The 12596-nt window shown below is 67.2% G+C and carries 12 protein-coding genes; 9 read left to right on the forward strand and 3 right to left on the reverse strand.

What is annotated here, in order from left to right; translation table 11 throughout:
• Window positions 1-138 precede the first annotated feature (138 nt).
• Entirely contained in the window at window positions 139-483 is a 345-nt protein-coding gene (locus KVT39_RS18335; RefSeq protein ID WP_034180037.1) for a DUF4148 domain-containing protein, read from the forward strand.
• A 112-nt stretch (window positions 484-595) separates the two neighbouring features.
• Here KVT39_RS18335 and KVT39_RS18340 read toward each other — a convergent pair whose 3' ends face one another.
• Window positions 596-916: a hypothetical protein gene (locus KVT39_RS18340; protein ID WP_072439461.1), complete on the reverse strand. Its 321-nt coding sequence runs from the start codon at window positions 914-916 to the stop codon at window positions 596-598.
• Window positions 917-1005: 89 nt separating this feature from the next.
• Between KVT39_RS18340 and KVT39_RS18345 the strand changes: the two genes are divergently transcribed.
• Both KVT39_RS18345 and KVT39_RS18350 read left to right on the forward strand, forming a co-directional pair.
• Window positions 1006-2058 carry an RNA-guided endonuclease TnpB family protein gene (locus KVT39_RS18345; RefSeq protein WP_217589976.1) on the forward strand — a complete coding sequence of 351 codons (1053 nt, stop codon included), beginning with the start codon at window positions 1006-1008 and terminating at the stop codon, window positions 2056-2058.
• Window positions 2059-2497: 439 nt separating this feature from the next.
• Entirely contained in the window at window positions 2498-3229 is a 732-nt protein-coding gene (locus KVT39_RS18350) for a peptidoglycan DD-metalloendopeptidase family protein (protein ID WP_034180035.1), read from the forward strand.
• Between the two features lie 58 nt (window positions 3230-3287).
• Here KVT39_RS18350 and KVT39_RS18355 read toward each other — a convergent pair whose 3' ends face one another.
• Window positions 3288-3926: a Pr6Pr family membrane protein gene (locus KVT39_RS18355; RefSeq protein ID WP_034180034.1), complete on the reverse strand. Its 639-nt coding sequence runs from the start codon at window positions 3924-3926 to the stop codon at window positions 3288-3290.
• Window positions 3927-4154: 228 nt separating this feature from the next.
• On the opposite strand from KVT39_RS18355, the gene KVT39_RS18360 reads away from it, so the two are divergent.
• The 5 genes from KVT39_RS18360 to KVT39_RS18380 all read left to right on the forward strand — a co-directional run bounded on the left by KVT39_RS18360 (window position 4155) and on the right by KVT39_RS18380 (window position 9785).
• Window positions 4155-4691 carry a cytochrome b gene (locus KVT39_RS18360; protein ID WP_034180033.1) on the forward strand — a complete coding sequence of 179 codons (537 nt, stop codon included), beginning with the start codon at window positions 4155-4157 and terminating at the stop codon, window positions 4689-4691.
• Between the two features lie 156 nt (window positions 4692-4847).
• The gene (locus tag KVT39_RS18365; RefSeq protein WP_217589923.1) at window positions 4848-5216 is read left to right on the forward strand and encodes a DUF2946 domain-containing protein; all 369 of its coding nucleotides are present in this window, start codon (window positions 4848-4850) and stop codon (window positions 5214-5216) included.
• 83 nt (window positions 5217-5299) lie between these two features.
• Window positions 5300-7432, forward strand: coding sequence for a TonB-dependent copper receptor (locus KVT39_RS18370; protein WP_217589924.1), 2133 nt, complete (start codon window positions 5300-5302; stop codon window positions 7430-7432).
• A gap of 220 nt (window positions 7433-7652) precedes the next feature.
• Window positions 7653-8747 (forward strand): triacylglycerol lipase, encoded by a 1095-nt coding sequence (locus KVT39_RS18375; protein WP_105392773.1) that lies wholly within the window; start codon window positions 7653-7655, stop codon window positions 8745-8747.
• Window positions 8748-8750: 3 nt separating this feature from the next.
• Window positions 8751-9785 carry a lipase secretion chaperone gene (locus tag KVT39_RS18380; RefSeq protein ID WP_217589925.1) on the forward strand — a complete coding sequence of 345 codons (1035 nt, stop codon included), beginning with the start codon at window positions 8751-8753 and terminating at the stop codon, window positions 9783-9785.
• Window positions 9786-9812: 27 nt separating this feature from the next.
• Here the strand turns inward: KVT39_RS18380 and KVT39_RS18385 are convergent, their stop codons facing one another.
• Window positions 9813-11336, reverse strand: coding sequence for a PLP-dependent aminotransferase family protein (locus KVT39_RS18385; RefSeq protein WP_034180028.1), 1524 nt, complete (start codon window positions 11334-11336; stop codon window positions 9813-9815).
• Window positions 11337-11443: 107 nt separating this feature from the next.
• Here KVT39_RS18385 and KVT39_RS18390 point away from each other — a divergent pair, with 107 nt between their 5' ends.
• On the forward strand, window positions 11444-12550 hold the full coding sequence (locus KVT39_RS18390) for an ABC transporter ATP-binding protein (RefSeq protein WP_131949347.1): 1107 nt from the start codon (window positions 11444-11446) through the stop codon (window positions 12548-12550).
• The last annotated feature ends 46 nt before the right edge of the window (window positions 12551-12596 follow it).

Below are 12596 nucleotides of genomic sequence, written 5' to 3' on the forward strand. Positions count from 1 at the left end.
ATGCCGACATTGTTGGCTCCGGGGAAACAGTGTTTTCGCTCTTTCATGGTTTTCCCTAGGGGACGTCGGGACTAAACTCTGTTCCATCGCTGCAGACATGGTGTGTGCGGCGGAGCAAAAAAAATCCCGGAGGTAATCATGAAATCGCTGATCGCAACGTTCGCTGCAGCTGCTGTCCTCGCCGTTCCCGCCGTCTCGTTCGCCCAACAGAACGCGCCCGTTACCCGTGCGCAGGTGAAGGCCGAACTGGTTCAACTGCAACAGGCCGGCTACAAGCTGGGCAGCGACCGCACGGACTACCCGGCAGGCATCCAGGCAGCTGAAGCCCGTGTGAACCCGCAACAGAACGTCGCCGCCGCCGACACGACCGGCTATGGCGCGCAACCGGCCGCCGCGCAGGAATCCGGCGCTCCGGCCGCAGCAAAGACCGGCTGGCAAGTCAAGCGTATCGCTGACGGCGCACCGGTCTACAAGGGTCGTTAATGGCGCGGCCGCCCCGGCGGCCGGACCTGACCCCATGTAGTACAAACAGCCCGTCGTTTCGCAACGCGAAACGACGGGCTGTTTTCATTGGTGGCGCCTGCGGCGCCGGCAGTCAGTGCAGCGGGCGCGTGCCGCGCCCGATCTCCCGGAACAGCGCTTCGGCCGGCTCCAGCACCTGCAGCCACGTTTCGTCGTAGCCGCTCAGCGTGTCGAGCGCGTCGCGCAGCCGCTCGATCGCAAGGACCGGCAGCTCGACGCTGTGGCGCGTGGCGCCCGTCAGGTGCGCGACGCTCGCCAGCTGAACGAGCGCATCGGCCGCCTCGGCGACGTCGGTCGCGAACAGCAGGTGCCGGTTGAGCAATTCGACCAGGCCGCTGGAACCGGCGAAATCGTCCGCATTGAGCTGCACGGAAAGAAACGTCGCATTGTTCATCAGATGCTCCGAGAAACCCCGTCCTTCAGGGCGGGGAGGAAAGGAGCGCCGCTGTTTGACAGCGGCATTCCAACGTTAAAATGACCGGCATGATTCTTGTATACCGCTACCGGGTGAAGTCGCTCAACGGACTCTTGAACAAACAGAGCCGGGCGGTGAGCTACGTGTGGAACTTCTGCAATGACACGCAGAAGCACGCGCTCAAGTGGAGCAAGAAGTGGCCGACGGGGTTCGACCTGAACGTGCTGACGACCGGCAGCAGCAAGGAACTCGGCATTCACTCGGGAACGGTCAACGCAACGTGCGAGCAATACGCGAAGTCGCGCAGCCAGCACCGACGCCCCTACCTGCGCTATCGCGGCAGGAAATCGCTCGGCTGGGTGCCGCTGAAAGGCCGCGACCTGAAGCCCGTAGGCGATGCATTCCGCTTCGCCGGCAATACCTTCCGTGTGTTCAGCAGCCGGCCGCTTCCCGAAGGGAAGATCAAGGACGGAACCAATTTTGCGCAAGATGCGCGCGGCAACTGGTTCCTGAATATCGTGATCGAGATACCCGATGTTCAGGCGCGCCCGATCCGTTCCGGTGTCGGCATCGATCTCGGCCTGAAAGACTTCGTCACACTTTCGACCGGCGAGAAGCTGCTCAACGACCGGTTCGGTCGACGTGCGGCTGAGAAGCTGGCGAAGGCGCAGCGGGCACGCAAGCACAAGCGGCATATCGCGAAGCTGCACACCAAGGTGGCGAATGCCCGCGCCGATTTCCAGCACAAGCTCGCGCTCGATCTGGTGCGGCGCTTCGACTACATCGCGGTCGGCAATGTGTCGGCAGCGAAACTCGCCAGAACCAAGATGGCAAGAAGCGTCTACGACGCATCGTGGTCGTCCTTCCGAAACAAGCTCCGCTACAAAGCGATCGCGCACGGAGCCACGTTCGAGGAAGTCGACGAAAGCGGTTCTACCCAGTCCTGTTCGGCGTGCGGGTCGAGAGACAGCACGACGCGGCCGAAAGGTATCGCGGGACTGAGAATAAGGGAGTGGAGGTGCAGCAACTGTGGTGTCGAGCATGATCGCGATATCAACGCTGCATTGAACATTCTCCGATGCGGACGTGCATCGCCAGGTGTGGGAATCACCTCCCTTTAGGGAGGCGAGGACGTCAATGTCATGCTCCTCGTTGTCGTTGGATTACGCTGCGCATCACCGAGTATAGGCGGCGATCGAAGGGGAGAATGTGACGGAGCCGAGACGGCAGACGGCTGCGAGGCGGGCGGAAGACCTGCGGCTGGGCCGCCGGGCGGCCCGCGCGGTGCGGTTCGCGGGCCGCCGGCCCGCATCGGCGAAGCCGCAAGATTGTTGCCGGAACCTGCGTCTGTCGCGGCCCTGACCGCGACAAATGGTATCTTTGCCGGTCGGAGCGACGCGAAAAAGGGGCCGGTGAGCCCGTTCGCGCCGACGTTCCGCTGTGGAAACTGACGGCCGCGAGAGCGGTCGGATACTGGTTGGTCCGGCCGTCCGGCCGGACATCGTGCGTCGCGCGCCGGAGGGCGGTGGGCGGCGCAACGACGCAAATCCGGGAGGACCCTTGAGAAAAACTATTCCCATCCACGATTCGCTGGCGCACTGGCTGCCGCAGGCGGCGCTCGTCGCCGCGGCCGTCGCGCTGTCGGGCTGTACGCTGACGCCGTGGACCGACAACTGGCAGCCGGCGCGTTCGTCGGGGCCGACGTCGGCCGCGACGCCGGGCGTGATCGCCGGCTATTACCGCGTGAACCCGGGCGACACGCTCGCGGGCATCGCGAACGCCTACGGGCAGCGCGTGCAGGATGTGGCGAGCTGGAACCACATGGCGCCTACCGACGCGGTGTCGCCCGGCCAGGTGCTGCGCGTCGCGCCGCCTGCCGCGACGTCGTTCGGGCAGCCGCCCGCGGCGGCCGCGCAGCCGGGCTCGCTCGCATGGCCGGCCACGGGCGTCGTCACGGCGCCGTTTGCGGCCGGCAAGACGCGCGGCATCGTGATCGCCGCGTCCGGGCCCGACCGTTCGGTGCGGGCCGCGGCGAACGGGCGGGTGGTCTATGCCGGGTCCGGCGTCAAGGCGTACGGCCCGCTCGTGATCCTGAAGCACGACAACGGGCTCATCACGGCCTACGGTCATAACGGCAAGCTGCTCGTCAACGAAGGCGACGCGGTGCGCCAGGGCCAGCCGGTCGCCGAGATGGGCGCCGACGCAAACGGCCGTTCGACGTTCGAGTTCGAAGTCCGCCAGAACGGCAAGGTCGTCGATCCGATGAACTTCCTGCCGCGCAACGGCGGCTGACGAGCCGCATCGCCGCGTGTGCGCCGGGCGGCGCACACGCTCCCGCCTTCTTTCGCTTTCATCCTTCCTTCAGCGTCGCGGTGTCGGATTGTCTCGCGTGATTGCCGAGCCAGCGGATGCCCAATGCGAGCGCCGCCGCGCCGAGCGCGATCAGCGAGCACTGGATCGCGACCGGCAGGTAGCCGTGCGGCCGCGGATCGACGAACGGGTAGGGATACCAGTTCTCCAGCGCGCCGCGCACGAGCGTATAGCCGAGATAGACGACCGGAAAACCGAGCCACGCGAACGCGCTGCGCCGTGCGATCGGCGAGCGCGGCTCCACGTACAGCCAGTCGCACAGCATGACGAGCGGCACGATCCGGTGCAGCACCCAGTTATTGAACGCAGGTGTGACGTGATGCAGCGCATCGAGGCGTGCGAGCAGCAGTTCGTAGACGATCGCGGTGATCAGCACGTACAAAACGGCCGCGCCGCGCATCGATTCGTAGCGGGCCGAGCCGGGACGCGCGATGCACCAGATCCCCGCGGTCAGCATCGCCGACGCATAGAGGCTGCTCAGTTGCGTGAAATAGCTGAGGAAGTTGCCGAGATGAATTGCGGGCATGCCCCAGTAGCCGGCGATGCTGTGCAACGTCGTGGACACCGCGAGCAACGCGGCAATCAGCCGGTAGGCCGCAACGAAGAACGCCTTGCTCATGATGCGCGCGCAACGTCGACACCAAAGCTTCATCGTGCCACAGCCGTTCCCGTGCGCGATGCGGATTTTCCATATGGCAGCCGCGCGCGGTGCGTGTCGACGATTCGTCGGATATTTGACCGCGCCGAGCAAAACCGGACGTCCGTGCGGCTACAATCGTGGCAGCTCCGCCGGGCGCAGAGTCGGCTGCGGCATGCGCCCCTCCCCGCATACAACACGAGACCAAGCATGAAAAACATCCTCGCGAAACAGACGCGCTACAGCTCGCCCGCGATCTTCTTCCACTGGGCCATCTTCCTGCTGGTCGCGCTGGCGTACCTGGCCATCGAGATCCGCGGGCCGAAAGGCAGCGACAGCCGGGTGTTCTGGATGAACGTGCATCTCACCGCGGGCACGTTCGTGCTCGTGCTGTCGGTGCTGCGCGTGCTGTGGCGGGTCGTCAGCCGCGTGCCGGAAGCCATTCCGCAGGCCGCGCTGCTGCGCTGGCTCTCGAAGCTCGCGCATTTGGCGCTCTACGTGTTCATCATCGCGCAGCCGCTGCTCGGCATCATGATGATCAATATGGGCGGCAAGCCGGTGTCGCTCGACTGGCTCGGCGTGTCGTTCACGCTGTTCGGCCCAGACAAGGCGCTGCGGCCGACGATCAAGGAAGCGCATGAGTTGATCGGCAACGCGTTCTACTTCGTGATCGGCCTGCATGCGCTGGCCACGTTGTACCACCATTTCATCCGGCGCGATAACGTGCTGCGGCGCATGGTGCCCTGATCGCCGCACTCCGGACGCGCGCAGCAGGCGGGGGTGCATGGTTGTGTTGACAACCATGCACCCCCGCTTCGGTTACCGTCATCCGCGGCTGGCCATCGAGGCGAACATTCTGTAACATCTCGGCTGTTTTTACGTTCCGCTTACTCGCCGCCGCGCATGCTGCACCGACATCGTCACCTGACCGCCTGGCTTGGCGTGCTCGCGATCTGGTTCGCGATCGCGGCGCCGCTGGTGTCGCAGTGGCGCATCGCGCAGGCGGCCACACCCGACGCGATCGTCTGCAGTGCAGAGCACGGCGTGCATCGATCGCCCGATGCGGGCCGCATGCACGATCATGCGCTGCATCTCGATGCGTGCGGCTATTGCGGATTCTTCGCACACAGCCCCGCGATCGGCGCGCCTGCCGCCGCGTCGTTCGCTTCCGTTTCCGTCGTTTCCGTTTCCGCCGCCGCGTCGTCAGCCGTCGCGGCGCGCGCCGACCGCTATCCGCGCGCGTATCCACGCGCACCGCCCGAGCGCGCCTGACGCGCTGTCTTCCGTTCTTTCCACCGCCGATATCCGTGCGGCCCGTCGAGGCCGCGTGGAGGGCGTCACTCGGGCTTTCGATCATGACCATTTTCCAGTTGCGTGCGCCGCGGGCGTCACGCAATGCCTGTGCGCGGCGCGTGCCGCGCATGTTGAAACTCACCGTTCCCGCGCTCGCCGTCGGCGCGCTGGCCGCGACCGCTGCCGCGGCCGAAACGGCTCGCGCGGCCGGCGCGCCTGCGGACGACGCGGCCGCGCTGCTGCCGCCCGTCGAGGTCGTCGCGTCGCCGCTGACGACGCCGCTCGTCGTCGTCACGGATCCGAAGGCGCCGCGCCAGCCGCTGCCCGCCAGCGACGGCGCGGATTACCTGAAGACGATCCCCGGCTTCACGTCGATCCGCAGCGGCGGCACGAACGGCGACCCCGTGCTGCGCGGGATGTTCGGTTCGCGGCTGAATATCCTGGCGAACGGGATGCCGACGCTCGGTGCCTGCCCGAACCGGATGGATGCACCGACGTCGTACATCGCGCCGGAAAGCTATGACAAGGTCACCGTCGTGAAGGGGCCGCAGACCGTGCTGCACGGTCCCGGCGCGTCGGCCGGCACCGTGCTGTTCGAGCGCGTGACGCCGCGTTTCGACAAGCCGGGCATGCGTTTCGAGAGCAGCCTCGTCGGCGGCTCGTTCGGTCGCAACGACCAGAACATCGACGTGACGGCCGGCACGCCGGACGTCTATGGCCGTGTGACCGCGAACCACGCGCATTCGCAGGACTACAAGGACGGCAACGGCAACACGGTGCCGTCGCAGTGGGACAAGTGGAACGCCGATGCGGCGCTCGGCTGGACGCCCGACGACCATACGCGGGTCGAGCTGACGGCCGGCACGGGCGACGGCTACGCGAAGTATGCGGGCCGCGGGATGGACGGCGCGCATTTTCGCCGCGAGACGTTCGGCCTGTCGTTCGACAAGCGGCATCTCGGCGACGTGCTCGACCGGATCGAGGCACGCGTGTACTACAACGAAGCCGACCACGTGATGGACAACTACACGTTGCGGCAGCCCGACCCGACCAGCAGCATGCCGATGCGGATGGCGTCGGAGGTGCGCCGCCGCACGGTCGGCGCGCGCGCTGCCGCGACGTTCCGTTTCGGCGACGACTTCAAGCTCGTGACGGGTGTCGACGCGCAGTCGAACCGGCTCGATTCGCGCTCGGCGATGGGGCGGCAGAACTACGGCGACCAGCCGTGGGATGCGCAGGCGACGATGTGGAACGCGGGCGCGTTCGGCGAGTTGACGTGGTACGCGAGCGACGTGTCGCGCGTGATCGGCGGCGCGCGTGTCGACTATGCGAGCGCACGCGACAAGCGCGCGACGACGAGCGGGATGATGATGAAAAAACCCAACCCGACCTTCGACGACGACCGCGCACGCGTGCTGCCGAGCGGCTTCGTGCGCTACGAGCGCGATCTCGCGTCGCTGCCCGTCACGTGGTACGCGGGGATCGGTCATGCGGAACGCTATCCCGACTACTGGGAGTTGTTCTCCGCGAAGCGCGGGCCGGCCGGTTCGGTCAACGCATTCTCGGCGGTGCAGCCGGAGAAGACCACGCAGCTCGACATCGGCGCGCAATACAAGAGCGACCGGTTCGATGCGTGGGTGTCGGCCTACGCAGGCTACGTGCAGGACTTCATCCTGTTCAACTACGCGGCCGGCATGATGGGCCCGACCACGCAGGCGACCAACGTCAACGCGCAGATCATGGGCGGCGAAGCAGGCGTGTCGTGGCGGCCGGTTGCGCCGCTGCGCGTCGAGACGTCGCTCGCGTATGCATGGGGGCGCAACGTGGCGAGCGGCGATCCGCTGCCGCAAATGCCGCCGCTCGAGGCGCGCATCGGGCTCGAATACACGCGCGGCGCGTGGTCGGCCGGCGGCCTGTGGCGGATCGTTGCGCCGCAGCATCGTTATGCGCTGAACGAGGGCAACGTGGTCGGCAAGGACTTCGGCCCGAGCGCCGGATTCGGCGTGCTGTCGCTGCATACGCAATACAACGTCAGCAAGACCGTGCAGGTCTCGGTCGGCGTCGACAACGTGCTGAACAAGGCCTACACCGAGCATCTGAACCTCGCGGGCAATGCCGGCTTCGGCTATCCCGCGAACGCGCCGGTGATGGAGCCGGGCCGTACCGCATGGGTACGCGTGAGCGCAAAGCTGTAGCGCGTTGCGCGTGTGCGTTGCAGCATGCGCGCACATGAACGCAGCCCCGCCCGAACGGGCGGGGCGCGTCAACCGATTAGAGAACCGTGTCTAGTCGGGGCGCAAACGTTGGCCGCTCGTGTTTCACTCCGGCATTCGACGGTCACGGCGCACACGAGGGCGCCGCGTGCGTCGATTCGAGTTCATTCGTACCGGCAGCACAATAATCAGGAGAACATGCATGGCCAGATCGATGCGTTCCAGGGTGGTGGCAGGGGCAGTGGCATGCGCGATGAGCGTCGCGCCGTTCGCGGGGACGACCGCAGTGATGACGCTTGCGACGACGCACGCAGCGATGGCGGCGACCGCGCCCGCCGACGACTACGCGACGACGCGTTATCCGATCATCCTCGTGCACGGGCTCACGGGCACCGACAAGTACGCGGGCGTGCTCGAGTACTGGTACGGCATCCAGGAAGACCTGCAGCAGCATGGCGCGACCGTCTACGTCGCGAACCTGTCGGGCTTCCAGAGCGATGACGGCCCGAACGGGCGCGGCGAACAGCTGCTCGCTTACGTGAAGACGGTGCTCGCCGCGACGGGCGCGACCAAGGTCAATCTCGTCGGTCACAGCCAGGGCGGGCTCACGTCGCGTTATGTCGCGGCCGTCGCGCCCGATCTCGTCGCGTCGGTGACGACGATCGGCACGCCGCATCGCGGCTCCGAGTTCGCCGACTTCGTGCAGAGCGTGCTCGCATACGATCCGACCGGGCTTTCGTCGTCGGTGATCGCCGCGTTCGTCAATGTGTTCGGAATCCTGACGAGCAGCAGTCACAACACGAACCAGGACGCGCTCGCGTCGCTGAAGACGCTGACGACCGCACAGGCCGCCACGTACAACCAGAACTATCCGAGCGCGGGCCTTGGCGCGCCGGGCAGTTGCCAGACCGGCGCACCGACGGAAACCGTCGGCGGCAACACGCATCTGCTGTATTCGTGGGCCGGCACGGCGATCCAGCCGACGCTCTCCGTGTTCGGTGTCACGGGTGCGACGGACACGAGCACCATTCCGCTCGTCGACCCGGCGAACGCGCTCGATCTGTCGACGCTCGCGCTGTTCGGCACGGGCACGGTGATGATCAACCGCGGTTCGGGCCAGAACGACGGGCTCGTGTCGAAGTGCAGCGCGCTGTACGGCCAGGTGCTGAGCACGAGCTACAAGTGGAACCATATCGACGAGATCAACCAGTTGCTTGGCGTGCGCGGCGCGTATGCGGAAGATCCGGTCGCGGTGATCCGCACGCATGCGAACCGGCTGAAACTGGCGGGCGTGTAATCGATGACGGCACGTGAAGGGCGCGCGCCGCGGGCGCGGCGCGCTGCGATCTACGGTGTCGCGGGGCTGGCGGCGATCGTCGGCGTCGCGATGTGGAGCGGTGCGGGATGGCATCGCGGTACGGGTAGCGCCGGCGAGTCGCCCGATGCTGCGGCGGTGGGCGGCGTGGCTGCGGCACCGCCGCGGGCCGCCGTGCCGGCGAGCGCGGGCCTGCCGTCGTCGCTGGCCGGTTCCAGCGCGCCGCGGCTGCCGCTCGATGCCGGCGGCCATCTCGCGAAGGTGCGCGCGGTACGCGATTTCTTCGATTACTGCCTGACCGCGCAGAGCGATCTCAGTGCGGCCGCGCTCGATGCGCTCGTCGCGCGCGAGATTGCCGCGCAGCTCGACGGTACGGTTGCGCAGGCCGACGCGCTCGACGTGTGGCGCCGGTATCGCGCGTATCTCGACGCGCTCGCGAAACTGCGCGATGCCGGCGCGGTCGACAAGTCCGACCTGGGCGCGCTGCAGCTCGCGCTCGACCAGCGCGCGTCGATCGCGTATCGCACGCTCGGCGACTGGAGTCAGCCGTTCTTCGGCGCGGAGCAGTGGCGGCAGCGCTACGATCTCGCACGGCTGAAGATCGCGCAGGATCGCACGCTGACCGATGCGCAGAAGGCCGAACGGCTCGCGGCGCTCGAGCAGCAGATGCCGGCCGACGAACGCGCGGCGCAGCAGCGGGTCGACCGGCAGCGGGCCGCGATCGACCAGATCGCGCAGTTGCAGAAGAGCGGGGCGACGCCCGATGCGATGCGCGCGCAACTGACGCAGACGCTCGGGCCCGAGGCCGCCGCGCGCGTCGCGCAGATGCAGCAGGACGACGCATCGTGGCAGAGCCGCTACGCGGACTATGCGGCGCAGCGTGCGCAGATCGAGTCGGCCGGCCTGTCGCCGCCGGATCGCGACGCGCAGATCGCCGCCCTGCGGCAGCGCGTGTTCACGAAGCCCGGCGAAGCCGTGCGCGCGGCGTCGCTCGATCGCGGCGCGGGCAGCGCGCAGTAACGCGGGCGCCGCCGTATGTGACCGGCCTTATGCCGCGCGCGTGATGTGCCGCGGCAGATGCTGCTCGATGGTATCCGCGAGCGTGTCGAACGCGGGCCCGATGCTTTCGTGCGGGACGCACGCATAGCCGAGCAGCAGGCCGCGCCGAGCGGTGTCGAGGTTGCTGTAGTAGCTGGTGAGCGGGCGTACGATCACGCCCGCGTCGAATGCGCTCTGCGTGACCGCGCGATCGTCGCACGTGTCGGGCAGGCCGAGCACCAGGTGCAGGCCGGCCTCGTCGCCCATCACGGGCAGCGCGTCGCCGAAGCGCGCTCGGATCGCGTCGATCATCAGTTGCCGGCGCTCGCCGTACAGCGTGCGCATGCGCCTGACGTGCGACGTCAGGTGGCCGTCCATGATGAATTCGGCGAGCACGGCCTGCTGCATCAGCTGGCCCTCGCGGTACAGCTCCGACAGCCCGGTGCGGAAGGTGTCGACCAGATGCTCGGGCACGACCATGTAGCCCATCCGCAGGCCCGGGAACAGCATCTTGCCGAGGCTGCCGACGTAGATCACGCGGCCGCCGTCGTCGAGCCCCTGCAGCGACGCGAGCGGGCGGCTGCCGTAGCGGAATTCGCTGTCGTAGTCGTCCTCGATGATCCAGCAGCGGTGCTGACGCGCGTATTCGAGCAGCATCCGGCGCCGTGCGAGGCTCATCACCATCCCGAGCGGGTACTGATGCGACGGCGTGACGAGCACGAGCCGCGGCGGATGCTGCATGTCGCCGGCACGCGGCGCGAGCCCTTCCTGGTCGACCGGCACCGGCGCGAGCGTGAGGCCGGCCGCCTGCAATACGCTGCGCACGCCCCAGTAGCACGGTTCCTCGACCCACGCGCGATCGCCGATGTCGGACAGCAGCCGCACCGCGAGATCGATCGACTGATGAATGCCGGTCGTGATGATCACCTGGTCCGGCGAGCATTTGACCGAGCGCGCGACGCGCAGGTAATCGGCGAGCGCGCGCCGTAACGGCCGGTAGCCGCCGCCCGGCGCATAGGTCAGCAGCTCGGGGTTCGCGTCCTTCCACAGCCGCGCCTGCAGGCGGCTCCACGTGCGGCTCGGAAACTCCGACACGTCCGGCACGCCCGGCATGAACGCACCCCACTGGCGCCGCGACACGCCTGCGTGCTCGATCAGTTGCCGGCCGCGCATCGACAGGCTGCCCTGCGCGTCCGGCGGCGGCAGCGTGCCGGCGTCGGACGGCTGCGGTGCGGCGCCCGGCGCGCGAATCGCGGCGGCGTCCGGCCGCGTGTCGGCCACGTAGGTGCCGCTGCCGGTCGTCGTCAGCACATAGCCTTCGGCCGTCAGCTGGTCGTACACGTGCAGCACGGTATTGCGCGCGATCGACAGGTCCGCCGCGAGCGTCCGGGAACTGGGCAGCTTTGTTCCTGGCCCCAATTCTCCGGTCAGGATGGCCTGCTGCATCTGTTGCAGCAACTGCCGGTACATCGGCTCGGACGAGCCGCGGTCGAGGCGGGCGGAGAGCCAGTCGGCAAGGATCACGGTATCCAAAGTGGTCCTACTTGGAATATTGAAATGGTTCCCTAGTATAGAACCGTGCGCACCGTATAGTGGATCGCATCTCAAAAACGATTGTCGCGACGCAAGGGGACAGCATGATGAAGTCCGATGATGTGATCGTCAGCTTTCGCGGCGTGCGGAAGACCTATGACGGTGAAACGCTGGTCGTCAAATCGCTCGACCTCGATATCCACCGAGGGGAATTCCTGACGCTGCTCGGGCCGTCGGGTTCGGGCAAGACGACCTGCCTGATGATGCTCGCCGGTTTCGAGTTTCCGACCGGCGGCGAGATCCGCCTCGACGGCGAACTCCTGAACAACGTGCCGCCGCACAAGCGCAACATCGGCATGGTGTTCCAGAACTACGCGCTGTTCCCGCACCTGACGGTCGAGCAGAACGTCGCGTATCCGCTGACCGTGCGCAAGCTGCCGGCCGCCGAGCGCACGGAGCGCGTCGCGCATGCGCTGAAGATGGTGCAGATGGAGCGCTTCGCGAAACGCTACCCGGCGCAGCTGTCGGGCGGCCAGCAGCAGCGTATCGCGCTGGCGCGTGCGCTCGTGTTCGAGCCGAAGCTCGTGCTGATGGACGAGCCGCTCGGCGCGCTCGACAAGCAGCTGCGCGAACACATGCAGTACGAACTGAAGGCGCTGCACGAGAAGCTCGGCGTGACCTTCGTCTACGTGACGCACGACCAGGGCGAGGCGCTGACGATGTCCGATCGTGTGGCCGTGTTCGACAAGGGCATCGTGCAGCAGCTCGATACCGTCGACCGCCTGTACGAATCGCCTTGCAACGAATTCGTCGCGAACTTCATCGGCGACAGCAACCGGCTGCGCGGCACCATCGCGCGCGTCGACGGCGAATTCTGCGAGTTCCGGCTCGACGACGGCACGAAGCTCGTCGGCCGTCATATCGGCGAAGCCGCCGAGGGCGCGTCGGCCGTCGCGTGCATCCGCCCCGAACGCATGAGCCTCGCCGCGCACGGCGCGAACGGGCACGCGAACGGCGCGGCCGCGAACCGGCTGACCGGCGAGGCGCGCAGCCTCATCTATTTCGGCGATCACGTGCGCATGCGCTGCGCGCTGCCGGGCCAGGACGAATGCTTCGTGAAGGTGCCGCTCGGTACCGGCGCGCTCGATGCGTTCTCGCCCGGCGCGCCGGTCTCGCTTGCATTCGCACCCGAGCACCTGCGCGTGTTCGCATGAACAGGGTTTCCCCGATTTACCGCAGCACGTCGTCAACAACAACTGC

It is taken from the genome of Burkholderia sp. GbtcB21 (assembly GCF_019091065.1).
GTDB classification, from domain to species: Bacteria; Pseudomonadota; Gammaproteobacteria; order Burkholderiales; family Burkholderiaceae; genus Burkholderia; species Burkholderia pyrrocinia_C.